Origin of the sequence: Caballeronia sp. GAWG2-1 (assembly GCF_023631405.1) — a bacterium.
Taxonomy (GTDB): Bacteria; Pseudomonadota; Gammaproteobacteria; order Burkholderiales; family Burkholderiaceae; genus Caballeronia.
The window spans coordinates 360,184-382,386 of sequence record NZ_JALQDD010000006.1 but is presented as its reverse complement, the minus strand read 5'-3'; the positions used below and the strand labels follow the sequence as shown (position 1 = coordinate 382,386).

At 62.1% G+C, this 22,203-nt stretch carries 19 protein-coding genes; 13 read left to right on the top strand and 6 right to left on the bottom strand.

The annotated features are described in order from the left end of the window. The first annotated feature begins 1 nt into the window (after nt 1). The 4 genes from NCR98_RS04170 to NCR98_RS04155 all read left to right on the top strand — a co-directional run bounded on the left by NCR98_RS04170 (nt 2) and on the right by NCR98_RS04155 (nt 4,641). Nucleotides 2-715, top strand: a complete 714-nt coding sequence (locus NCR98_RS04170) for an ABC transporter permease (protein ID WP_244827436.1) — start codon at nt 2-4, stop codon at nt 713-715. Nucleotides 716-744: 29 nt separating this feature from the next. Further along, on the top strand, nt 745-1,524 hold the full coding sequence (locus tag NCR98_RS04165; protein WP_284503758.1) for an ABC transporter ATP-binding protein: 780 nt from the start codon (nt 745-747) through the stop codon (nt 1,522-1,524). 540 nt (nt 1,525-2,064) lie between these two features. Next, nucleotides 2,065-3,234, top strand: a complete 1,170-nt coding sequence (locus NCR98_RS04160; RefSeq protein ID WP_244827992.1) for a porin — start codon at nt 2,065-2,067, stop codon at nt 3,232-3,234. 291 nt (nt 3,235-3,525) lie between these two features. Then, nucleotides 3,526-4,641 carry a porin gene (locus NCR98_RS04155; RefSeq protein ID WP_250525642.1) on the top strand — a complete coding sequence of 372 codons (1,116 nt, stop codon included), beginning with the start codon at nt 3,526-3,528 and terminating at the stop codon, nt 4,639-4,641. A 304-nt stretch (nt 4,642-4,945) separates the two neighbouring features. Here NCR98_RS04155 and NCR98_RS04150 read toward each other — a convergent pair whose 3' ends face one another. The 3 genes from NCR98_RS04150 to zwf form a co-directional block, all read right to left on the bottom strand. Further along, nucleotides 4,946-6,868, bottom strand: coding sequence for a bifunctional transcriptional regulator/glucokinase (locus tag NCR98_RS04150; RefSeq protein ID WP_244827435.1), 1,923 nt, complete (start codon nt 6,866-6,868; stop codon nt 4,946-4,948). Continuing rightward, the gene (gene pgl, locus NCR98_RS04145; protein WP_250525576.1) at nt 6,849-7,541 is read right to left on the bottom strand and encodes a 6-phosphogluconolactonase; all 693 of its coding nucleotides are present in this window, start codon (nt 7,539-7,541) and stop codon (nt 6,849-6,851) included. The genes NCR98_RS04150 and pgl overlap by 20 nt, the downstream gene beginning before the upstream one ends. A 112-nt stretch (nt 7,542-7,653) precedes the next feature. Then, the gene (gene zwf / locus NCR98_RS04140) at nt 7,654-9,114 is read right to left on the bottom strand and encodes a glucose-6-phosphate dehydrogenase (protein ID WP_250508763.1); all 1,461 of its coding nucleotides are present in this window, start codon (nt 9,112-9,114) and stop codon (nt 7,654-7,656) included. Nucleotides 9,115-9,592: 478 nt separating this feature from the next. Here zwf and NCR98_RS04135 point away from each other — a divergent pair, with 478 nt between their 5' ends. The 5 genes from NCR98_RS04135 to NCR98_RS04115 all read left to right on the top strand — a co-directional run bounded on the left by NCR98_RS04135 (nt 9,593) and on the right by NCR98_RS04115 (nt 16,202). Then, the gene (locus NCR98_RS04135; protein WP_250463964.1) at nt 9,593-10,846 is read left to right on the top strand and encodes an ABC transporter substrate-binding protein; all 1,254 of its coding nucleotides are present in this window, start codon (nt 9,593-9,595) and stop codon (nt 10,844-10,846) included. A 147-nt stretch (nt 10,847-10,993) separates the two neighbouring features. Then, nucleotides 10,994-11,935, top strand: a complete 942-nt coding sequence (locus NCR98_RS04130) for a carbohydrate ABC transporter permease (protein WP_370652092.1) — start codon at nt 10,994-10,996, stop codon at nt 11,933-11,935. Further along, entirely contained in the window at nt 11,925-12,782 is an 858-nt protein-coding gene (locus tag NCR98_RS04125; protein WP_244827431.1) for a carbohydrate ABC transporter permease, read from the top strand. The genes NCR98_RS04130 and NCR98_RS04125 overlap by 11 nt, the downstream gene beginning before the upstream one ends. Before the next feature lie 50 nt (nt 12,783-12,832). Further along, nucleotides 12,833-13,951, top strand: coding sequence for an ABC transporter ATP-binding protein (locus NCR98_RS04120; protein WP_244827430.1), 1,119 nt, complete (start codon nt 12,833-12,835; stop codon nt 13,949-13,951). A gap of 139 nt (nt 13,952-14,090) precedes the next feature. Beyond that, entirely contained in the window at nt 14,091-16,202 is a 2,112-nt protein-coding gene (locus NCR98_RS04115) for a prolyl oligopeptidase family serine peptidase (protein ID WP_250525575.1), read from the top strand. 77 nt (nt 16,203-16,279) lie between these two features. Here the strand turns inward: NCR98_RS04115 and NCR98_RS04110 are convergent, their stop codons facing one another. Further along, complete coding sequence (locus NCR98_RS04110; protein WP_250463959.1) at nt 16,280-17,491, bottom strand: Bcr/CflA family multidrug efflux MFS transporter; 1,212 nt, start codon at nt 17,489-17,491, stop codon at nt 16,280-16,282. A 130-nt stretch (nt 17,492-17,621) separates the two neighbouring features. On the opposite strand from NCR98_RS04110, the gene NCR98_RS04105 reads away from it, so the two are divergent. The 4 genes from NCR98_RS04105 to NCR98_RS04090 all read left to right on the top strand — a co-directional run bounded on the left by NCR98_RS04105 (nt 17,622) and on the right by NCR98_RS04090 (nt 21,314). Then, nucleotides 17,622-18,104, top strand: coding sequence for a hypothetical protein (locus NCR98_RS04105; RefSeq protein ID WP_244827427.1), 483 nt, complete (start codon nt 17,622-17,624; stop codon nt 18,102-18,104). Nucleotides 18,105-18,223: 119 nt separating this feature from the next. Beyond that, the gene (hemL, locus tag NCR98_RS04100) at nt 18,224-19,507 is read left to right on the top strand and encodes a glutamate-1-semialdehyde 2,1-aminomutase (protein ID WP_250525574.1); all 1,284 of its coding nucleotides are present in this window, start codon (nt 18,224-18,226) and stop codon (nt 19,505-19,507) included. 21 nt (nt 19,508-19,528) lie between these two features. After that, entirely contained in the window at nt 19,529-20,650 is a 1,122-nt protein-coding gene (ribD, locus tag NCR98_RS04095) for a bifunctional diaminohydroxyphosphoribosylaminopyrimidine deaminase/5-amino-6-(5-phosphoribosylamino)uracil reductase RibD (protein ID WP_244827425.1), read from the top strand. 49 nt (nt 20,651-20,699) lie between these two features. Next, on the top strand, nt 20,700-21,314 hold the full coding sequence (locus NCR98_RS04090; protein ID WP_244827424.1) for a riboflavin synthase: 615 nt from the start codon (nt 20,700-20,702) through the stop codon (nt 21,312-21,314). Nucleotides 21,315-21,349: 35 nt separating this feature from the next. Here the strand turns inward: NCR98_RS04090 and NCR98_RS04085 are convergent, their stop codons facing one another. Together NCR98_RS04085 and NCR98_RS04080 are read right to left on the bottom strand one after the other, a co-directional pair. Further along, complete coding sequence (locus NCR98_RS04085) at nt 21,350-21,754, bottom strand: type II toxin-antitoxin system RelE/ParE family toxin (RefSeq protein WP_250525573.1); 405 nt, start codon at nt 21,752-21,754, stop codon at nt 21,350-21,352. After that, complete coding sequence (locus NCR98_RS04080; protein WP_250525572.1) at nt 21,744-22,091, bottom strand: type II toxin-antitoxin system Phd/YefM family antitoxin; 348 nt, start codon at nt 22,089-22,091, stop codon at nt 21,744-21,746. Before NCR98_RS04080 ends, NCR98_RS04085 begins: the two co-directional genes overlap by 11 nt. Nucleotides 22,092-22,203: the final 112 nt, after the last annotated feature.

Here is a 22,203-nt window from a genome sequence, read left to right as displayed (position 1 = left end):
CATGATCCAAATCATCCAGGAATACTGGAAGAACTACCTCTTCACAGACGGCTACCGCATCACCGGTCTCGCGATCACGATGTGGCTGCTGGTCATCTCCATCGGCCTCGGCTTTTGTCTTTCGATACCGCTGTCGGTTGCGCGCGTCTCGAAGAACAAATTGCTCTCGCGTTCGGTGTGGCTGTATACGTACGTGTTTCGCGGCACGCCGCTCTATGTGCAGTTGCTGCTCTGCTACACGGGCTTATACAGCCTGCAGGTCGTGCGCGATCACATGCTGCTCGCCGACTTTTTCAAGAGCGGCATGAACTGCACGCTGCTCGCCTTCACGCTCAATACCTGCGCGTACACCACGGAAATCTTCGCCGGCGCCATCAAGGCGACGCCCTACGGTGAGATCGAGGCCGCGCGCGCGTATGGCATGTCGTCGTTCACGCTGTATCGGCGAGTGATTCTGCCTTCGGCGCTGCGCCGCGCGCTGCCGTACTACAGCAACGAGGTGATCCTCATGCTGCACGCGACCACCGTCGCGTTCACGGCGACCGTGCCGGACATTCTCAAGATTGCCCGCGATGTGAACTCGGCGACGTATCAGTCGTTCGAGGCGTTCGGCATTGCGGCCCTGCTCTATCTCGTCATTTCGTTCGCGCTCGTGTGGCTCTTTCGCCGCGCCGAGTATCGCTGGCTCGCGTACCTGCGGCCTCAAGGCAAATAAGTGGGCTGTTGAGCCGCAAGGACCCGTTCATGAATTCCAAGATGCACAAGCTTTTCGTCGACGACATCCACAAGCAGTACGGCAGCAATGAAGTGCTCAAAGGCGTTTCCCTCAAGGCGAATGCGGGCGATGTCATCAGCATCATCGGCTCGTCGGGTTCCGGCAAGAGCACGATGCTGCGCTGTATCAACTTCCTTGAACAGCCAAACCAAGGGCGCATTTTCGTCGATGGCGCCGAGCTGCGCACGCTGAAGGACAAGCACGGCGCGCTGAAGGTAGCCGACCAGAATCAGTTGCGCGAAATGCGCTCCAAGCTCTCGATGGTGTTTCAGCACTTCAACCTGTGGTCGCACATGAACGTGCTCGAGAACGTCATGGAAGCGCCGGTGCACGTGCTCGGGCTCACGAAGAAGGAAGCGGAGGATCGCGCGCGGACTTATCTGGAGAAGGTCGGCCTCGCGCCGCGCGTGGAGAAGCAGTATCCGTCGCATCTGTCGGGCGGCCAGCAGCAGCGTGTGGCAATTGCGCGGGCGCTTGCCATGCATCCCGATGTCATGCTCTTCGACGAACCCACTTCCGCGCTCGATCCGGAACTCGTAGGCGAAGTGTTGAAGGTGATGCAGACGCTTGCCGAGGAAGGCCGCACGATGGTCGTCGTAACGCACGAAATGGCTTTCGCGCGCAATGTGTCGAATCACGTGGTGTTTCTGCATCAAGGGCGCATCGAGGAGGAAGGCCAGCCGGATATCGTGTTCGGCAGGCCGAAGAGCGAGCGGCTCAAGCAGTTTCTATCTGGCAGTCTCAAGTAAGTCCTTTCCCCTTCCCTTTCTTTCTAAAAGCGCCCGCGAGGCGCTTTTTTTTCGCCCTCGCCAAGCGGGTCATGCCTTATCGGTAAGCTTTTCTCGCACTAGCGCTGCCGTGCACGTCCGTCAATAGGCGTGAAACCCGACTCCAGACGCGCTCCGCAACTGAAGCCTTATGCCACAAGGCTTTGCGGGCGATTTCCCAAGCTATGGGTAGTACACCTACCACATTGGCATTGCGTTTTTGACACAATCCTTTGCAAAACGTCAAATTTCTTTGGCGCTCATGACGTATTTTGATAGATTGCTACTCAAAGTAACAAAACGAACCGCAAAAAAAGTAGTTTTACTTCAAAAGATAAGAAAACGGAGGCAGACGCCCATCGACGGATCGGCGTCGGCATCGCGCACACGAAGCGCGACTCGCCCACGAGGATCATCGCCCTTGCGTGTCCTTCCTCCAAAAACGATTTCCGGTTGGATGCGCTCGCATCGAACCACACGGCAGCACTTGGGTTCCATTTATTGACAGGGTTGGAGGAGATGATGAAGAAAGCTTTGCTCGCGGCAGCAGCACTGCTGACGTTCAGCGCGGTGGCTCAGGCTCAAAGCAGCGTGACGCTGTATGGTCGCCTGGACGCAGGGCTTGAATATATGAACGGCGTGCCGACAGGCACAGGTCCCGGAGGCCAGGCCACCGGTTCCACCCACCGTTTCCGCGCGGAAAGCGGCGACTGGGGCACGAGCTTGTGGGGTATGAAGGGCGTCGAAGATCTGGGTGGCGGCTATCGCGCCGTGTTCCAGTTGGAAGGCAGCTTCAACACCATGACGGGTCAGGGCCCGGGCAACAACGGCATCTTCAATCGCTGGGCAACCGTCGGTGTCGCCAACAACCAGTTCGGTACGCTCTTGCTGGGCCGCGAACTGTTCATCGCGAACGGCGTGTGGGACTTCGATCCGTTCGGCCAGTCGAACTGGTCGTCGGCATCGCTGGTGCGTGGTCGTAACTGGCCGCAATCGAGCAACAACATTTCGTACCAGTCGCCGAAGTTCGCGGGCTTTGACTTCTACGGTCAGTACGCGCTGTCGAACGCGACGAACTTCAACGGTAACGGCACGACGCCGCAAGGCCGCGAAGGTGGTGCTTACATCACCTACACGACGCCTCTGTTCCAGATTCGCGGTATGTACGATGAAATCCGCAACCCGGGCAACGGTCTGCTGGGCGGCGCGTACAACGCGGTCAACGGCGGCGCGGCAAACGCGGATCAGAGCAACGGCAACGGCGTCTACGCTTATTCGCGCGAGTACACGGCGATGTTCAACGTGTTCCTCGGTCAGTTCAAGATCCAGGGCGCTTACCAGGCTATCCGCTCGTCCGGCATGACGGGACAGTTGCCCGGCCAGCCGACCACGCTCGACCACGAATGGGGTGGCGTGACGTGGCAAGCCACGCCGGCCGCAGCCCTTATCGCGGCGGTGTATCACGTGAACGGCAACAACGGCGCCGGCAACGCGAACATCTACACGATCGGCGGCTCGTACAACCTGTCCAAGCGCACCTTGCTGGACATCCAGGTGGCAACGGCGCAAAACAGCAAGGCCGCGAATTACGGTCTGAATGCCAACAACTACGGCACGGGAACGGCAACGGACAATCCGCTGCCGGGACACAGCCAGACTGGCGTGTATGCAGGCATCCAGCACTCGTTCTAAGCAACGAGGCTGAACAAAGAAAAAAGCTTCATCGAGTTTTCACGCTGCTGCGAGAGGCGCGTATCGGTGCGGTGCCCGAAAGGGTATCGCACCGTTTTTTATTGGGGCGATGAATTCGTTTGGCTCCGCGACATTAAGTATCAGATTGACAAACAAAACGACAAAAAGCTGGATTCGAAAAAAGTAGTTCTCCTTCAAAATTCAAACATCTGACGATTGATCTTCATGCAACAGGTGAGGATCGGTTGCTCGGTTCTGCAGTTTGAATTCAAAAAGGAGTGTTGGGGGATGATGAAGAAGTCTTTGATCGCGGCTGCCGCCTTGTTGTCGTTTAGCGCCGCGAGTTTCGCGCAGAGCAGTGTCACGCTGTTTGGCCGTCTGGACGCGGGCCTCGAATATATGAACGGCGTGCAAAACGCCGCCGGCACGGGATCGGCCAATCGCTTCAGGGCCGAAAGCGGCGACTGGGGCACGAGCCTATGGGGCATGAAGGGCGTAGAGGATCTCGGCGGCGGCAATCGAGCCGTGTTCCATCTGGAAGGCAGCTTCAACACCATGAACGGGTCGGGTTCGACCGCCGGCATCTTCAATCGCTGGGCGACGATCGGCGTCGAGAACGATCGATACGGCACCTTCCTGCTCGGCCGCGAACTGTTCATCTCGAACAGCGTGTGGGACTTCGATCCGTTCGGCCAGTCGAACTGGTCGTCGGCATCGTTGGTGCGCAGTCGCAACTGGCCGCAATCGAGCAACAACGTTTCGTATCAGTCGCCGAAGATCGCAGGTTTCGACTTTTACGGCCAGTACGCGCTGTCGAACGCCACTAGCTGGAACGGCAACGGTTCGACGAAGCAGGGACGTGAGGCCGGTGCCGCGATCACCTATACGGCCCCGCTCTTCCAGATTCGCGGTCTGTACGATGAAATCCGCAATCCGGCTAACGGCACGCTTGGCGGAAGTTACGCGGACAGCAACGGCGTCTACTCCTACTCGCGCGAGTACACGGCGATGGTCAACGTGTTCCTCGGCCAGTTCAAGATTCAGGGCGCGTATCAGGCAATCCGTTCGTCGGGCATGACGGGCCAGTTGCCCGGTCAGCCGACCACGCTCGATCACGAATGGGGCGGTGTGACGTGGCAAGCCACGCCAGCCGCGGCGTTGATCGCGGCGGTGTATCACGTGAACGGCAACAACGGTGCGGGCAATGCGACCATGTATTCGCTGGGCGGCTCGTATAGCTTGTCCAAACGCACGTTGCTCGATCTGCAAGTGGCCACCGTGCGCAACAGTAAGACAGCGAACTACGGCTTGAATGCCAACGACTTCGGGTCGTCGCCTGGAACGGACAACCCGCTGCCCGGGCGCAGTCAAACTGGCGTGTATGCGGGGATTCAGCACTCGTTCTGAGTGAAAAGCTGAGATGCGGTGCCATAAGAAAGCATCGCATCGTCCTGGAGAGGCGAGCTAGCCTGGCATCGTCTTGTATGTGAGAAAGCGACTCCGCGCGCACTCTCAAAAAGAGCGCCGTACGGCTCCGAGCGCTTCGGCTAGCCTCGCGACGCTTTTGAAAATGGAGTTCGCAGCGTCAAGCCGACAAAGCCGCATACGAAAAAGCGCCTCCATGAAAAACACCCCAAAGGCTGGATCGATGTCCAACTTTTGGGGTGCAGTTCATTCTTCGGCGCCTTTTTTCAATCGAACAAGACGCACCCTACTCCCGCGCCGCGCCCGATGCCCCGTGGCTCAACCAATCCAGCACGGCCGCCGCATCGTCATCACTCGATTCACGCGCCTTCGCCACCGTCTCGCTCAGCGTCGCGCCCGGTTGCGGCGCGGCACGGCGAATAGCCACGCCGACAGCGAGAATATCGATGATCACGAGGTGCAGAATGCGCGAGATCATCGAGAGCTGCGACTCGCGTATCTCGATGTGATCCGTCTCCAGCGCCACCGTCGCGCGCTTGGCGAGCGGCGTGTTGCTCGACGTGATCGCAATGACCGTCGCGCCTTGCTGCATCGCCACTTCCAGCACGCGCAGCAGTTCGGGCGCGCGGCCCGATTTCGACACGGCCACGATCACATCGCCCTTGCCGAGCAATGCAGCCGACGCCGCCTGCATGTACAGATCGCCATAAGCGATAGTCGGGATGCCGAAACGGAAAAACTTGTAGTGCGCGTCCTGCGCGACGATATTCGAATTGCCGAGCCCGTAGAACTCGATACGCCGCGCGCCGTTCAGAATCTCGATTGCGCGCTCCACGTTCTCGAAGTTCAGATGCTCGCGCAGCTGCAAAATGGCCGACACGGTGTTGTCGAGCACCTTCGCGCCGAAATCGGTGGCGGTGTCGCCGAGATGCACCTGGCTGTGGCTCATCGGAATGGTGCCAGTCAGCCCGGTCGCAAGCTTGAGCTTGAAATCCGACAGCCCCTGGCAGCCGAGCGAGCGACAAAAACGAATCACCGTGGGCTGGCTCACGTCCGCCTTGCGCGCGATATCGATGATCGGATCGCTGATGATCGAACGCGGATGGTTCAGCGCGAGATCCGCCACGCGCCGCTCGGCAGGCGTGAGCGCGTCGCGCATCTGGCGGATGCGCTCGAACACCGCCGACGAACCGCTATTCGCACGGTTCGACAACTGCTCGGACAAAATAGCCGAGACGCCGAGAAACGCCGGATATTCCGCCGTGATGATGTAAGTCGGAATGCTCGACAGATACTGCGAGAAACGTCCTTTCGACTCGAAGCGCGCGCGAAACGGCGACTTGTGAAAGAGTTCGCCGAGTTTGAGCACCACGCCGCCGCCAATATAGATGCCGCCGAGCGCGCCCAACGTCACCGCGATATTGCCCGAGAACGTGCCGAGAATGCTGCAAAAGCAGTTGACCGCTTCGAGCGCGAGCGCTTCGCCGGCATGCGCGCGATTCGTGACTTCGGCGCTCGTGAAATCTTCGGCGACATCTATCTCATCGCGCTCCGCGAACGCGCGGTAAATAAGCTCCAGCCCCGGCCCCGCCGACACGCGCTCGAACGAGACATGCGCAAACTTGCGGCGCGCATAGCGCATGACGAGATCTTCGTTCTCGTCGAACGGAGAAAACGTGGCGTGACCGCCTTCGCTGCCGAGCGCGATCCAGCGGTCATCGGCGGGAATGAGGCCCGACACGCCCAAGCCCGTGCCCGGCCCGAGCAGACCGATCACGCTGTTTTGCCGGCGCGAACCGCCGCCGACCTGTTCGCGCTGCGCATCGGTGAGACCGGGCAGCGCCATGGCCAGCGCGGTGAAATCGTTCACGACGAGCAAGGTATCGAAACCGAGCGCGCGGCGCGTCGCTTCGATCGAAAAGCTCCAGTCGTGATTGGTCATCTTCACGTGATCGCCGTCGACCGGATTGGCGATCGCAATCGCCGCGTGATTCACGCGTGCGACCTTCGTGTCCTTCAGATACTGCTGCATCACTTCCGCGATGCCCGGGTAATCCGCGCCCGGATACACGCGAATCTGCCCGATCTCGCCGGGGCCCGTCTCCAGCGCGAAGCGCGCGTTGGTGCCACCGATGTCGGCGAGCAATCTCGGTCCGTCGGCGTGCTGGTTCGCGGCGGGCGCGGCCTTGCTATGCACACCAGTAGACATCGAGCTTCACTCCTTCTGCGTTGGCCAGGGTCGAGATGGCGTTCTTTTGCGGCGCGGCAAGCGCCGCGTTCAAGACGTCGAGTTTTTTCTGGCCGGAGATGAAGAGATACAACTGCTTCACCTGCTTGAGCGCGGACATCGACAGGCTCACGCGCGCGTGCGGCGCCTTGCCCGGATGCACCGCGACGAAGCGGTCCTGCGTCGAAATGGCGAAGTCCCATTCGGGCGCGTCGGCGAAGATGGATGCCGTGTGGCCGTCCTCGCCCATGCCGAGCACGACGACATCGGGCAGATGGCGGCACGGGTCGGCGTTGAGTTCGGCGACATGCGCTTCGAGCGGCTTCGAGACATCCACGAGCGGCAGAAAATACGCCGCCGCGGCCGCGTTCTGCAGCACCGTTTCGTGCGCGAAGCGCGAATTGCTGTCGGGATCTGTGTCGGGCACCCAGCGGTCGTCGACGAGCGTCACGTCGATATGCGCCCAGTCGAGCGGCTCGTGCGAAAGCGCCGCGAGAAACGGGCGCGGGCTCGAACCGCCGGAAACGGCGAGCGTTGCGTGAGGGGTTTGCGTGGCCGCGGTTGCCGCGAGCGTTGCCTTCAGCGCGTCGCTGACGGCGTTCGCCAGCGCGTCCGAATGGGCGCGCGGATCGTCGAAAGTGCGAAGCTCGATCACTGCTCCTCCTGCTTGTCTGGTTTGTCGACCCGCTCTTTTTCGATGCCCCGAGCGGTTGCTTATAGCTTGCTTATGTTGTTTCGCGCTGCCGCCAGGCGACCGCGCGACGCCATCAATTCTCTTCTTCGAGCCAGCACGTGCCATGTTGCGCCAGCATCGCGCTCGATGCCGCCGGTCCCCACGTGCCAGCCGCGTAAGGCTTTGGCTTGCTCATCGGCTGGGCCCACGCGTTCAGGATCGGTTCGACCCAGCGCCAGGCCGCTTCCTGCTCGTCGCGCCGCACGAAGAGCGCGAGGCGACCGTGGATCACATCGAGCAAAAGACGCTGATACGCCTCCATCTGCCCTTCCTTGAAGAACTGATCGAAGGCGAGGTCGAGGTGAACGCTCGCGAGATTCATGCCTTCGCCGGGCTGCTTGGCAAGGCAATATAGTCTGATGGTTTCGTTCGGTTGCAAGCGGATGACGAGACGGTTCGCGCCCGCGCGCAAGGCGTTCGCGCCGAGCGCCGAATGCGGCACCGCGCGAAAGTTGACGACGATTTCCGCGACGCGGTCCGCGAGCCGCTTGCCCGTGCGCAGGAAGAACGGCACGCCTGCCCAGCGCCAGTTCTCAATTTCAACTTTCAGCGCGACGAAGGTCTCCGTCGTGCTGTCCGGGCGCACGCCCTTTTCCGTTGCATACGCCGGCACGGCAGCACCGCGTATCACGCCCGCGTGATACTGACCGCGCACCGCGACGCGGCTGATGTCGCGTTCATCCACGGGCTTGAGTGCGCGCAGCACACGCAGCTTTTCGTCGCGCACGGAGTCGGAATCCATCGAGTGCGGCGGTTCCATCGTCACGATGGAAAGCAGTTGCAGCAAGTGGTTCTGCACCATGTCGCGCAGCGCGCCGGTGTTGTCGTAGAAGTCGCCGCGCGCCTCCACGCCCAGTTCTTCCGCAATGGTGATCTGAATGCTTTCGACCCATTCGCGCCGCCACAGCGGCTCGAAGAGCGCATTGCCGAAGCGCAGCGCGAGCAGATTCTGCACCGGTTCCTTGCCGAGGTAGTGGTCGATCCGGTAGATCTGCTCTTCCTGGAAGATTTCGCCGACGGCGTCGTTGATTGCGTTCGACGACTCGAGGTCGTAGCCAAGCGGCTTTTCGAGCACGATGCGCGCGTTCTGGTTCAGGCCGACGTCCGCGAGCGCGCGGCAGATCGGCACGAACAGCGACGGTCCGGTGGCCAGATAAAACACGCGCGTGCCTTCGTACTGGGCCATGACATCGCGCAATACGACGAAGTCTTCCGCGCGCCCGAGGTCGAGCTGCACGTATTGAATGCGCTCGAGAAAACTGCGCCACGCGGCTTCGTCCAGACCGTTCTTCGATACATGCGGCTTCACGTGCTCTTCGACCCAGGCGAGATATTCGCCCGGTTCCTGCGCGCCGCGCGCCACCGCGACGATTCTGCCGGCGGGCGCAAGCATGTTCGCGCGATGCGCCTCGAAGAGCGCGGGGAGAATCTTGCGCATCGACAAGTCGCCGGTCCCGCCGAAGAGAACGAAAGTGAAATTCGAGTCGCTTTGCATGAGTCTCCAGGCCGGTCACTGATGTCGGTGAGGAAGCGCACGAAGGCGCCCGTAGTCCGATAAAATTTTTTTTGACACTGAATTGTAGTTTAACTACAATTCAAATCAAGAGGAAATGTCATCCGGGAAAAAAATGGCTTGTCAATCAGAAGATGAGTGTTTTCCCTAGGGCGTCTCTGAGCGCATGTTAACGGACTCCGCGCATCGCTGCTTTCAATGGCCCGAGCGCGTTTTGTCTGTCAGCAAAAATCAAAAGAGGAGACTGTCGTTGCGATTCAACCCACTCGTCTCTTGAGAGCCGTGCGGCCGTCAATCGGTACCGCCGGCTTTCGCGCGTCCTCGTTCACCGCTGCACGCGCGTTCTTCTGCGACACCGCCGATTCCCCGGTCATCCACGTTTTGCCTGTTTTTCCAACCGCGCTTCCTGGCGACATCAGGAGCCAATCGTTTCTTGTTAGGTGTCTGGAGGAGATAAACAATGAAAGTCCGTAAGCTCATGGGCGCGCTGTGCGCCGCAGGTCTTCTGTGCGGCGCGACGGCGTCGGCGGTTCAAGCTGCCGAAGCGGTTTCCGTGCTGCACTGGTGGACGTCGGGCGGCGAATCCAAGGCAGTCGGCGTGCTCAAGGACGACATGACGAAGCAGGGTTACACCTGGAAGGACTTCGCCGTCGCAGGTGGCGCGGGCGCTGCCGCGATGACCGCGCTCAAGACCCAGGTGATCTCGGGCAACGCACCGTCGGCGGCACAGATCAAGGGTCCGTTGATCCAGGAATGGTCGGAGCAAGGCGTGCTCGTGCCGATCGATTCCATCGCCGGCGACTGGAAGAAGAACCTGCCGCCTGAAATCGACAAGATCATCCACGCAGACGGCCACTATGTCGCCGCGCCCTTCTCGGTGCACCGCGTGAACTGGCTCTACATCAACAAGGCTGCGCTGGACAAGGCGGGCGGCAAGGTGCCGACCACCTGGGCCGAGTTCTTCCAGGTCGCCGACAAGATGAAGGCCGCGGGCATCATGCCGATCGCCATGGGCGGTCAGCCGTGGCAAGACCTGACCTTGTGGGAAGACGTCGTGCTGTCGCAAGGCTCGGACTTCTACAAGAAGGCCATCGTCGATCTGGATCAGAAGACGCTGACCTCGGACAAGATGGTTCAGGTGTTCGACACCGTGCGCAAGATTCAGGGTTACTTCGATAACGGCCGCACCGGCCGCGACTGGAACCTCGCCACGGCCATGGTCATCAACGGCAAGGCGGGCATGCAGTTCATGGGCGACTGGGCGAAGGGCGAATTCGCCGGCGCCAACAAGAAGTCGGGTACGGACTACATCTGCGCCGCGGTGCCGGGCACGGAGAAGGCCTACACCTTCAACGTCGACTCGTTCGTGTTCTTCCAGCAGAAGGGCCAGAAGACCGCGACGCCGGGCCAGCTCGCGCTCGCGAAGACCATCATGACGCCGGAGTTCCAGGAACAGTTCAGCCTGAACAAGGGTTCCATTCCGGTTCGTCTCGGCGTGAACATGGACAAATTCGACGACTGCGCGAAGAAGTCGTACTCGGATGAACAAGCGGCGATCAAGGGTGGCGGCTACGTGCCGTCGCTGGCTCACGGCATGGCTCAGGGCGATGCCACCGCCGGCGCCATCACCGACGTCGTCACGAAGTTCATGAACTCGTCGCAAGACTCGAAGAGCGCGGTGCAAGCGCTTTCGAACGCAGCGAAGACGAAGTAAGCAAGCCGTAACGGCGGCCCGTGGCGCACCTGCGCGCGGGCCGCTTCAAGCATTCGAACGCGCTCAAACGCCATACGAAGCAAAGCCATTGGCTCACGCGCACAAACAAGCGTATCCAAACGCCGGCGCATTACCAGGAGTCGAGTTGTGACTGCCTCCCTAAGCGGTACCGCGGAAAAACGTCCGCATCAGCCTCGCCGCGCGTCCGCGACGGCGGCGCTTGCCGATCGATGGATTCCGAAGCTGGTGCTTGCTCCCAGCATCTTGATCGCGCTGATCTTCGTGTACGGGTTCATCCTCATCACGGGCTATCTGTCGCTCACGAATTCGCGGCTCATGCCGCGCTACGAGTTCTCCGGCCTCGACCGATACCGGCAACTCTTCGACAACGACGTCTGGTGGACGTCCGCCGCCAATCTCGGCTGGTTCGGCATTCCGTTCATTGCAATCTGCGTCGGACTCGGTCTCTTTCTGGCCATCCTGCTCGACCAGAGAATCCGCAACGAAGGCGCGCTGCGCGCGATCTTTCTCTATCCGATGGCGCTCTCGTTCATCGTGACGGGCACGGCGTGGCAGTGGATTCTGAACCCGAGCCTCGGCATCGAGAAAGTGCTGCACGACTGGGGCTGGACGAGCTTTTCGTTCGACTGGCTCGGCAATCCGGACAAGGCGATCTTTTGCGTCGTCATCGCGGCGGTGTGGCAGTCGAGCGGCTTCGTGATGGCGCTTTTCCTCGCCGGCCTGCGCGGCGTGGACAGCGAAATCTTCAAGGCCGCGCAGATGGACGGCGCGGGCTTGCCGACCATCTACCGCAAAATCGTGATTCCGAGCATGCGCCCGGTGTTCTTCTCCGTGCTGCTGATTCTCTGCCACATCACCATCAAGACGTTCGACCTGGTCGTCGCGTTGACGGCGGGTGGTCCTGGCACGTCGTCGTCGCTGCCCGCCATCTTCATGTACACGTTCTCGTTCAATCGCGGCCAACTCGGCGTAGGCGCCGCTTCGTCGATGATGATGCTCGCCACCGTCGTCGCCGTGCTCGTGCCGCTCATGTATCTGGAATCGAGGAGCACCCGCAATGCAGCCTAAGATGACGATCAGCCGCACCGTCATTTATGCGGTGCTGATTCTGTTTGCGCTTTACTTCCTGTTCCCGATCTACGTCATGCTCTCGACGTCCTTCAAGGACCTCGATCAGCTTCGTACCGGCAACCTGCTCACGCCGCCCACGCACTTCACGTTCGCGCCGTGGGTCAAGGCGTGGCAGGAAGCCTGTACCGGCGTGCGTTGCGACGGCATGCAGCCGTTCTTCATGAACTCGGTGCGCATGGTGATTCCGGCCGTGCTGCTCTCGTCGATCATCGGCGCGTTCAACGGTTATGTGCTCACGCACTGGCGTTTCCGTGGCGCGGATGCGTTCTTCACCATGCTGCTCGTGGGCTGCTTCATCCCGTTCCAGGCCATTCTTCTGCCGATGGCGCGGCTGCAAGGCATGCTCGGCCTCTCGAACACGACCTCGGGCCTCGTGCTCGTGCACGTGATCTACGGCATTGCGTTCACGACCATGTTCTTCCGCAACTTCTACGTCAGCATTCCGGCTGAACTGGTGAAGGCGGCGCGCATCGACGGCGCGGGTTTCTTCACCATCTTCACGAAGATCCTGCTGCCGGTGTCGTTGCCCATTTTCATGGTGTGCCTGATCTGGCAATTCACGCAGATTTGGAACGACTTCCTGTTCGGCATCGTGTTTTCGGGCGTCGATTCGATGCCGATCACGGTGGCGCTCAACAACCTCGTGAACACATCCACGGGCGTGAAGGAATACAACGTCGACATGGCGGGCGCGATCATCGCGGCATTGCCGACGATTCTCGTCTACATGATCGCGGGACGCTATTTCGTGCGCGGCCTGACAGCCGGCGCGGTGAAGGGTTGATCGCCATTTTCGCGATCCCTTTCCGGCCAAGACAAACATAGAGGATTCACATGGCAAGCCTTTCCATCCGTGACGTGTACAAGACCTACCCGAACGGGGTGCCGGTTCTCAAGGGCGTCAACATCGACATCGAGGACGGACAGTTCCTGATTCTTGTCGGCGGCTCGGGTTGCGGCAAATCGACCTTGCTCAACATGATCGCGGGTCTCGAAACCGTGACGCGCGGCGACATCATGATCGACGGCAAGACGGTCAACAATCTCTCGCCGAAGGACCGCGACATCGCGATGGTGTTCCAGTCCTACGCGCTCTACCCTTCCATGAGCGTGCGCGAGAACATCTCGTTCGGCCTCAATATCCGCAAGGTGCCGAAGGACGAGCAGAAGAAGATCGTCGACCGCGTGTCGGAGACGCTGCAGATCGGTCATCTGCTCGACCGCAAGCCCGGTCAGTTGTCGGGCGGTCAGCGTCAGCGCGTGGCAATGGGCCGTGCGCTCGCACGCGATCCCGTCATGTTCCTGTTCGACGAGCCGCTGTCCAACCTCGACGCGAAGCTGCGTATCGAGATGCGCTCGGAAATCAAGCTGCTGCATCAGCGTCTGGGCACGACCATCGTCTACGTCACGCACGATCAGATCGAAGCGATGACGCTTGGCGACCGTATCGCGGTGATGAAGGACGGCATCGTGCAGCAGTTCGGCGCGCCGCAGGAAATCTACGACTCGCCCTCGAACCTGTTCGTCGCGGGCTTTATCGGCGCTCCTCCGATGAACTTCATCACCGGCAAACTGGTGGAAGCGGGTTCGGGCGTCGGCCTGCAGATCGACACGGGCGTGACGAAGAAGGTGCTGAATCTGCCGTTCGAAGCGAGCCGTTTGCGCGGCAAGGTCGGCCAGGACGTGATTCTTGGGCTGCGCCCGGAGCGTATCACCGACGCGCGTAACGCCCACAACGCGGACGACGCGCGCATGCAGCCCATCGACGTGCTGGTGGACGTGATCGAGCCGACCGGTCCGGACACGCTGCTCTTCGCGCAAGTGAACGGCAAGCGTATCGTGGCGCGCGTGCACCCGGCGTCGAACCCGCAACCGGCTTCGAACATGACTTTGCTGTTCGATGTGTCGAAGGCGGTGTTGTTCGACCCGCAGACGGAAGACCGGCTGGCCTGAGTTTCAGGCTTCGTCTGCGTTCGTGGAGAGCCGCGCGACATGCGCGGCTTTTTTGTTTTTGCTGATTTTTCAGCCCGATTTCCATGGGCGATGCCAGAAGCAGGCACAATCGGCATATGAAAACCTCTCTGCACCGTACATGAGTCTGCTTTCGTCGCAACCCGCTCTCGCCTGGCCTTCGGGTCAGCAATCCGATCCGTTCATCGGTCTCGAATCGCTCGACGATCCCAAGGTGCAAATCTGGGTCGATGCCCAGAACCGCCGCACCGAAGCCGCATTCGGCAACACGCCCGAGGCGCGCACCCTCGCCTCGCAGCTCGAAAAGTCGTACACCTCGAAGGACCGCATCGTCACATGCTCGCGCTATGGCGAGTGGGGCTACAACACGTGGCAGGACGAAGCGCATCCGCTTGGCATCGTGCGGCGCACGCCGTGGAGCGCGTGGCTCGCGGGCACGCCCGAGTGGCAGATCATCCTCGACGTCGATGCGCTCGATCTCAATACCGACGAAACCGACGACACGCGCTGGGCGCTCGCCGACTTCGACATGCTCTACCCGACTTACGACCGCGCGCTCGTCAGCTTGTCGCCCGGCGGCTCGGACGCGTGCATGGTCCGCGAGTTCGATATCGAAGCACGCAGCTTTATCGAAAATGGCTTCGTGCTGCCGGATGTCGGCAAGCACGACATTTCGTGGATCGATCACGATACCTGCTACGTCGGCTGGGACGACAGCAAGCACAACAAGAAACCCGCGTTGACGACATCGGGTTTTCCGCGCCAGGCGCGTCGCTGGAAGCGCGGCACGCCGCTCGCGGATGCACCCGTGGTGTTCGAGGGCCAGCGTCGCGATGTCTCGGCGGGCGCGGATTACGATCCGCTCGAAAAGCTGCATCTCGCCTCGCGCGCGGTGACGTTCTACGACACACTGCACTTCTGGCTCGATGAAACCGCCAACGCGTGGCGTCAATACGATCTGCCGACGCACGTCGAAGTCGAGCACTGGAACGGCTGGCTGTTCGTCACGCCGCGCGAAGCGTGGAAGACGGGCGGCGTGCGTCACGAAGGCGGGACCTTGCTCGTCATCCGCCGTGACGCGTTTCTCGAAGGCGCGCGCGATTTCACGGTGCTGTTCAAGCCGTCGGACAGGCGCGTGCTCGCGGGCATCGACTTCACGAAACATTGGCTGATCGCAAGCCAAATGGACGACGGCACGCCGCGCGTCACGCTCCTCGCGCCGCCCGCCGATTACAAGACGGCGTGGAACGCGCGCGATTTCGCGCTGCCCGAAGCGAGCCAGTCTTACGTCGATTCCATCGACAGCGAACGCGACGACACGGTGCTCATTCACGTCGAGCATTTTCTGATGCCGCCGTCGCTCTACTTCGCGGACCTTGCGAGCGACGCGCCCTGGCAACTGCTCGCACGTTTGCCCGCGCAGTTCGACGCGAGCGGCATGTCGGCGGTGCGTCATCACGCGATCGCGAACGATGGCGAGCGCATTCCGTACTGGCTGATCGGCCGTGGCGCGGATGTGTCGACCGATGCGCGGCCTTGCCTGCTCTACGGCTATGGCGGCTTCGAAGTCGCGCTCGATCCGCATTACGATTCGACCACTGGCATTGCGTGGCTCGCGCGCGGCGGGCTGTTGGCCATCGCGAACATTCGCGGCGGCGGCGAGTTCGGGCCGCAATGGCATCAGGCGGCGCTGCGCGAAAAGCGGCAAGTCTCGTTCGACGACTTCATCGCGGTGGCTAAAGCGCTGGTCGCGAGCGGCGTGACCACGGCCAGGCAGCTCGGCATTCGCGGCGGCAGTAACGGCGGTTTGCTCACCGGCGCGTGCATGGTGCAGCGGCCCGAGCTTTTCGGCGCGGTGCTGTCGGAAGTGCCGCTGCTCGACATGGCGCGTTTTCATTTGCTGCTGCAAGGCGCATCGTGGATCGACGAATACGGCGATCCCGACGATGCCGACGACCTGCGTCATCTGCTGGCGTATTCGCCGTATCAGAACGTGAAGGCGGATGTCGATTATCCGGCGTCGTTGTTCACGTCATCGACGGCGGACGACCGCGTGCATCCCGGTCACGCGCGCAAGATGGCCGCGAAGATGCAGGCGCAAGGGCACGAAAACGTCTGGTATCAGGAAACCGGAGAAGGCGGACACGGCGCGGGCGTGGAGCCGGAAGCCGTGGCGCAGGCGGAAGCGGCGGCATTTACGTTCCTGGCGGTGAAGCTTGGGCCGCTCGGGTGACAGGTCGAACCGTTGACGCGCGAACGAAGTCCGAAAAACCTCGCCAGGCGGCGAGGTTTTTTCATTGCGCAATCGCCTCAAACCTTGACCGGCGCGGCATGCGAACGAAGCACCAACGTACGCCCGAGAAAAGTCAGCACGCCGCAGACCCCGATCACGATACCCATGCCATGCGGCGACACATCGTGGAACAACCCGACCGCAAGACTCGATAGCGCGCCGAGCGCAAGCTGCATCGCACCGAAGACAGCGGCGGCCGCGCCCGCGTTGCGCGGATAGCGGTGCATCAGTTCCGTCGTGCAGTTCGCCGCGAGCAGGCCAACCACGCCGACCACGAAGAACAGACATACGACGATCGACCACAGCCCGCCCCAACCCGTCAGCGAAACGAGCGCGACGGCAAGCGCCGCGATCACGCTGACGAAGGCCGCGCCAGAGATCATCTTCATCGCGCCGAGGCGGCCGACGAGCTTCGTATTCAACACGTTTCCGCCAATGATGCCGACGATATTCAGCCCGAACAGCAGCCCGTAATACTGCGGCTTCACATGGAAATAGTCGATGTAGACGAAGGGCGTCGCCGTGATGTACGCGAACATCGACGCGAACGCCATGCCGCCGCACATCATGTGGCCCCAGGTGACGGGGTCGCGCAACAAGTGCCCGTAAGCCGCGAACGAAGCGCCGAGCGCGGAGCCCGCGCGCTTTTCCTTCGGCCAGGTTTCGGGTACGCGCAGAAAAGCGGTGATGGAGCACGCCACGCCGAAGAGCGTGAGCGCGGCAAAGACCACGCGCCAACCGCCCAACAGCAGCAATTGCCCGCCGATCAACGGCGCGAGCAGCGGACCAATGGACGTAACGATGGACAGCATCGACAGCACGCGGGCGGCATCGGCGGGCGCGTGGGCATCGCGGGCGATGGCGCGCGCGAGCACGGAAGCCGCGCCCGCACCGAGCGCCTGCAGGAAGCGCACGAAAACGAGGGCGTCGATGGACCACGCCACCGCGCACGCGACGCTCGCAAGCGCGTACAGCGCAATGCCGCCGAGCAGCACGGGCCGGCGGCCATAGGCGTCGGAAAGCGGGCCATAGAGCAACATGCCGAACGAGAAGCCGAACATGAAACTCGTGAGCGTGCTTTGCGCGGCGGCAGGCGTCGTGCCGAACGCGGCGGCGAGCGACGGCAGACTCGGCAGATACATGTCGATCGACAAGGGACCGCAGGCGGCGAGCGCGCCGAGCAACAGAATCAGCCGGCCATCGGGCCGGCGGGCAGTGGTGTCAGGCATTGGACTCGGAAAAGACGAAGGGTGCAGAGCGGATGCCGCGCGCGTGCTGCATCGGCGCCGGGCGAGGCCATTGTACGCGTCGATCGGCTAAGCTCCGGCTTTAAGCCATCCACTTATTCTCGTCAAACCCATGACCGCGTTTCTCCTGATCTGGAGCCCGAAGAAATGGCCGTGGCCCGAACTGCCCGACTGTGCGCGACGCGTGGCCGCAGGCGAAGCCGTCGCCGACGTCTGGGGCTGCGGCACCGCGCGCGGCCTCTTGCCGGGTGACCGCGTGTTCGTGCATCGCGTGACGCAGCAGCCGAAGGGCGTGTTCGCATCGGGCTACGTGACGCGCGCGCCCTACGAAGTGCCGGATGCGCACTCAAAGCGCGGATACCGGCTGTGCATCGATTTCGTGTACGACTGGCTCGTCGATGCGAACGAGCAAGTCGTCGTCACGCGCGACGAACTGCGCGCGCATCCGCTTTCCGTGCAGACGTGGGACGCGCAGAGTTCCGGCACGATCATCAAGCCGATGGCGGAAGGCGCGCTCGAAAAGCTGTGGACTGCGCGCACCGGGCGACGCGGGCGGCCGAACCCGCTCGAATATGACGACTCCGGTACAATTTGAAGCATGTTTTTCGCACCGGACCGCGCGTCGGCATCAACCGCGCGCCGCGCTTTTGCTACTTTGAACGGAGCGTCGAGTCCCTTGCGTATTTCGCATCCACAACCGTGCAGGCCTCATCCATGTCCAAGAATCAAGCCCTCTTCGAACGCGCTCAGCAAACCATTCCCGGCGGCGTGAATTCGCCGGTGCGCGCGTTCCGCTCGGTCGGCGGCACGCCGCGCTTCATCGAGCGCGCGGAAGGCCCGTACTTCTGGGACGCCGAGGGCAAGCGCTATATCGACTACATCGGCTCGTGGGGCCCGATGATTCTCGGCCACGTGCATCCCGAAGTGCTCGACGCCGTGCAGCGCGTGCTCGCCCACGGCTTCTCCTTCGGCGCGCCGACCGAGGCGGAGATCGAGATCGCCGAGGAAATCTGCAAGCTCGTGCCGTCGATCGAACAGGTGCGCATGGTGTCGAGCGGCACCGAAGCGACCATGAGCGCGCTGCGTCTCGCGCGCGGCTTCACGGACCGCAGCCGCATCGTCAAGTTCGAGGGTTGCTATCACGGTCACGCGGACAGTTTGCTCGTGAAGGCGGGTTCGGGCCTGCTCACGTTCGGCAATCCGACTTCGGCGGGCGTGCCCGCGGATATCGCGAAGCACACCACCGTGCTCGAGTACAACAATGTCGAGCAACTGAACGAAGCCTTCGCGGCGTTCGGCGCGGAGATCGCCTCGGTGATCGTGGAGCCGGTCGCGGGCAACATGAATCTCGTGCGCGCGACGCCCGAGTTCCTGAACGCACTGCGCGCGCGTTGCGACGAGTACGGCTCGGTCCTGATTTTCGACGAAGTGATGTGCGGCTTTCGCGTCGCGCTTGGCGGCGCGCAGCAGGTCTACGGCATCAAGCCCGACCTGACCTGCCTCGGCAAGGTGATCGGCGGCGGCATGCCGGCCGCGGCCTTCGGCGGGCGCCGGGACATCATGGCGCATCTCGCGCCGCTCGGCGGTGTGTATCAGGCAGGCACGCTGTCCGGCAATCCCATCGCGGTCGCGGCCGGGCTCAAGACCTTGCAGCTGATCCAGCGCCCCGGCTTCTACGACGACCTCGCGAAGCAGACGCGCAAGCTCGTCGATGGCCTGAGCGCCGCCGCGCGCGATGCCAAGGTGCCCTTCTCGGCCGACTCCATCGGCGGCATGTTCGGCCTTTACTTCGCCGAGCAGGTGCCGGTGAGCTTTGCCGAAGTCACGCAGGGCGACACGCGGCGCTTCAACACGTTCTTCCACGCCATGCTCGATGCCGGCGTGTACTTCGCGCCATCGGCATTCGAAGCCGGTTTCGTCTCCAGCGCGCACGACGACGCCGTGATCGACGCAACCCTCGAAGCGGCGCGCGGCGCATTCGCGTCGCTCGCGGCTTAAACCTCGGGCGCGGCGACCGCGATGTTTTCGCAAACCGACTTCACGCACATGGAGCGCGCGCTCGCGCTCGCCTCGCGCGGCATGTACACGACGACGCCCAATCCGCGCGTCGGCTGCGTGCTGGTCAAGAACGGCGAAGTAATCGGCACGGGCTTCACGCAGCCGGCCGGTCTGGATCACGCCGAAGTCCGCGCGCTCAAGGACGCGCGATCGCGCGGCAAGGACCCGCGTGGCGCAACCGCTTACGTCACGCTCGAACCGTGCAGCCATTTCGGGCGCACGCCGCCGTGCGCGCAGGCGCTCATCGACGCGCGCGTGGAAAAAGTGATCGCCGCGATGGAAGATCCGAACCCGACCGTCTCCGGGCGCGGTCTCGTGATGTTGCGCGATGCGGGCATCGACGTGCGCTGCGGTCTGCTCGCGCACGAGGCGCACGAGATGAACATCGGCTTCGTGTCGCGCATGACGCGGCGGCGGCCGTGGGTGCGCATGAAAGTGGCCGCGACGCTCGATGGCCGCACGGGTTTGCCCTCGGGCGAAAGCCAGTGGATCACGGGTGAGGACGCGCGTGCCGACGGCCACGCATGGCGCGCACGCGCCTGCGCCATCCTCACGGGCATAGGCACGGTGCGCGAGGACAACCCGCAACTGACCGTGCGCGCGGTCGAAACGCCGCGCCAGCCGCAGCGCGTTCTGATCGACAGCCGTCTGGACGTTCCGCTCGATGCCCGCATGCTGGAAGGCCCGCCAGCGTGGATCTTCCATTCGGCCAACGCCGATCCCGCGCGCGTCGCGGCGTTGCGTGCGAAGGGCGCGGAGCTGATCGAACTGCCCAACGAACAGGGCAAGGTCGATCTGCCTGCCGTGCTCATCGCGCTTGCGGATCGCGGCATCAACGAATTGCACGTCGAAGCCGGGCACAAGCTCAATGGCTCGCTATTGCGCGAAGGTTGTGTCGATGAACTGCTGGTGTATCTCGCGCCAAGCCTTCTCGGCAGCGCGCCCGGCATGTTCGACTTCGCGCCGCCCGCCACGCTGGATGCGCGCGCGCATCTCAAGTTTCATCGTATAGACCGGCTCGGCGACGACTTGCGCATTCTTGCGCGTTTCGCCGAGGCAAATGTCACCACCGACGCGTGCTGATCCGCGTGGGTCCGGCCAAGTCAGCTCGTCAAGTTAAAGGAAGCAGTCGATGTTCACAGGAATTGTCAGCGCGGTAGGCCGAATCGACCAAGTCACGCCGCTTGGCGCGGAGCCGGAAGCGGGCGTGCGCCTGACGGTCACGGCAGGCGGTCTCGATCTCGCGGATGTCGAACTGGGCGACAGCATCGCCATTCAGGGCGCGTGCATGACGGTCATTGAAAAGACCGCGAATGCCTTCGATGTCGATGTCTCGCGCGAAAGCCTCAACAAGACGGTCGGACTCGGCCACGCGGGCGACGAAGTTAATCTGGAAAAGGCGTTGCGCGCGCATGACCGGCTGGGCGGCCACTTGGTCTCGGGCCATGTGGATGGCCTTGGCGAAGTGTCGCGCTTCGAACGCGTGGGCGAATCGCACGAATTGCGCGTCGTCGCGCCGAAGGAGATCGGCAAGTACCTGGCCTACAAGGGTTCGGTTACGGTGAATGGCGTGAGCCTCACGGTCAACTCGGTCAGCGACCGCGCCGATGGCTGCGAATTCTCCATCAACCTCATTCCGCATACCGTCGAAGTCACGACGCTCAAGGCGCTCAAGCCGGGCGTGAAGGTCAATTTGGAGATCGACCTGATCGCGCGCTATGTCGAGCGGATGATGAATGCGTCGTGATGCTTTCCGGTCTTGGCGCTTTGGCGCGGCGCGGCTCAGCGCTCGGGGCCCCAGATGTGATCGAAGTCGAAGGAGACTTCCTTGGTGTGGCGAATGGACGTGAGCAGCACCGTGTCGCCAATCAGAAGGTACAGAAGCACGTAGTCTTCGAACACGTGTTCGCGTAGTTCGGCGCGCTTCTTGGCTTCCTCGGTTTCTTCGATAAGTTCTTCGCAGGCCAGTATTGCCTGATAGGTATCGGGATCGGTGTTGAGGAAAGGCCGCCCGATCGCCGGAAAACGCCGCAAAAGCGGCATGACCTTGCTCTCCAGCACTTCCAGCATGCGCTCATAGCTTTGAGGCTGATCCACTCGGCCCCAATAACGCTCGATATCCGCGAGCCGAAGCAGAAATTTCTTCGAGGTGCGGAGAGTCGCGCGTGTGCGTCCATCATTTGGCATCCTCACCCCCGTCTTCCCGTGCGCGCCTTTCGCGTTCCTCGCGCTCCTGACGCAGTCGAGCCCTGATACGCCCTATTGCCTCGCCCGCATCCTCCGTCGGCTCCCCTGCCTTCCACGCCGCGATCGCTTCCTTGGCGTCCTCCAGCAACAGCAAATGAATCCGCGCCCGCTCCGCGCGATAGTAGTGCTCCAGCTTCTCCGTGCTGATCAAAGCGACGCTTGCTTCGCCGTTCTTCGTGATGATCTTGTCCGTGCCCTTCTGCACTTCGTCGATGAGCTCCGACAAATTCGCACGCGCCTGCGAAAGGGAGATGACGTCTTTGGGGGTAAAAGCCATTTTAGGCTCCGTGCTATTTAACGTACTCAACATGGTACAGAATTCACACTCGCAAAGGATAAGGAATTCGTATCATCTCAGGCCGCATGAGGCCGCGCCAGTCGTCCGGAAG

Coding starts and splice junctions, on each gene's coding strand:
- NCR98_RS04105 (WP_244827427.1), top strand. CDS start 17,622: ATGACCGCGTTTCTCCTGATCTGGAGCCCGAAGAAATGGCCGTGGCCC.
- NCR98_RS04165 (WP_284503758.1), top strand. CDS start 745: ATGAATTCCAAGATGCACAAGCTTTTCGTCGACGACATCCACAAGCAG.
- NCR98_RS04150 (WP_244827435.1), bottom strand. CDS start 6,868: ATGTCTACTGGTGTGCATAGCAAGGCCGCGCCCGCCGCGAACCAGCAC.
- NCR98_RS04135 (WP_250463964.1), top strand. CDS start 9,593: ATGAAAGTCCGTAAGCTCATGGGCGCGCTGTGCGCCGCAGGTCTTCTG.
- NCR98_RS04155 (WP_250525642.1), top strand. CDS start 3,526: ATGAAGAAGTCTTTGATCGCGGCTGCCGCCTTGTTGTCGTTTAGCGCC.
- NCR98_RS04080 (WP_250525572.1), bottom strand. CDS start 22,091: ATGGCTTTTACCCCCAAAGACGTCATCTCCCTTTCGCAGGCGCGTGCG.
- NCR98_RS04170 (WP_244827436.1), top strand. CDS start 2: ATGATCCAAATCATCCAGGAATACTGGAAGAACTACCTCTTCACAGAC.
- NCR98_RS04085 (WP_250525573.1), bottom strand. CDS start 21,754: ATGCCAAATGATGGACGCACACGCGCGACTCTCCGCACCTCGAAGAAA.
- zwf (WP_250508763.1), bottom strand. CDS start 9,114: ATGCAAAGCGACTCGAATTTCACTTTCGTTCTCTTCGGCGGGACCGGC.
- ribD (WP_244827425.1), top strand. CDS start 19,529: ATGTTTTCGCAAACCGACTTCACGCACATGGAGCGCGCGCTCGCGCTC.
- NCR98_RS04120 (WP_244827430.1), top strand. CDS start 12,833: ATGGCAAGCCTTTCCATCCGTGACGTGTACAAGACCTACCCGAACGGG.
- NCR98_RS04160 (WP_244827992.1), top strand. CDS start 2,065: ATGAAGAAAGCTTTGCTCGCGGCAGCAGCACTGCTGACGTTCAGCGCG.
- NCR98_RS04090 (WP_244827424.1), top strand. CDS start 20,700: ATGTTCACAGGAATTGTCAGCGCGGTAGGCCGAATCGACCAAGTCACG.
- NCR98_RS04115 (WP_250525575.1), top strand. CDS start 14,091: ATGAGTCTGCTTTCGTCGCAACCCGCTCTCGCCTGGCCTTCGGGTCAG.
- NCR98_RS04110 (WP_250463959.1), bottom strand. CDS start 17,491: ATGCCTGACACCACTGCCCGCCGGCCCGATGGCCGGCTGATTCTGTTG.
- hemL (WP_250525574.1), top strand. CDS start 18,224: ATGTCCAAGAATCAAGCCCTCTTCGAACGCGCTCAGCAAACCATTCCC.
- NCR98_RS04125 (WP_244827431.1), top strand. CDS start 11,925: ATGCAGCCTAAGATGACGATCAGCCGCACCGTCATTTATGCGGTGCTG.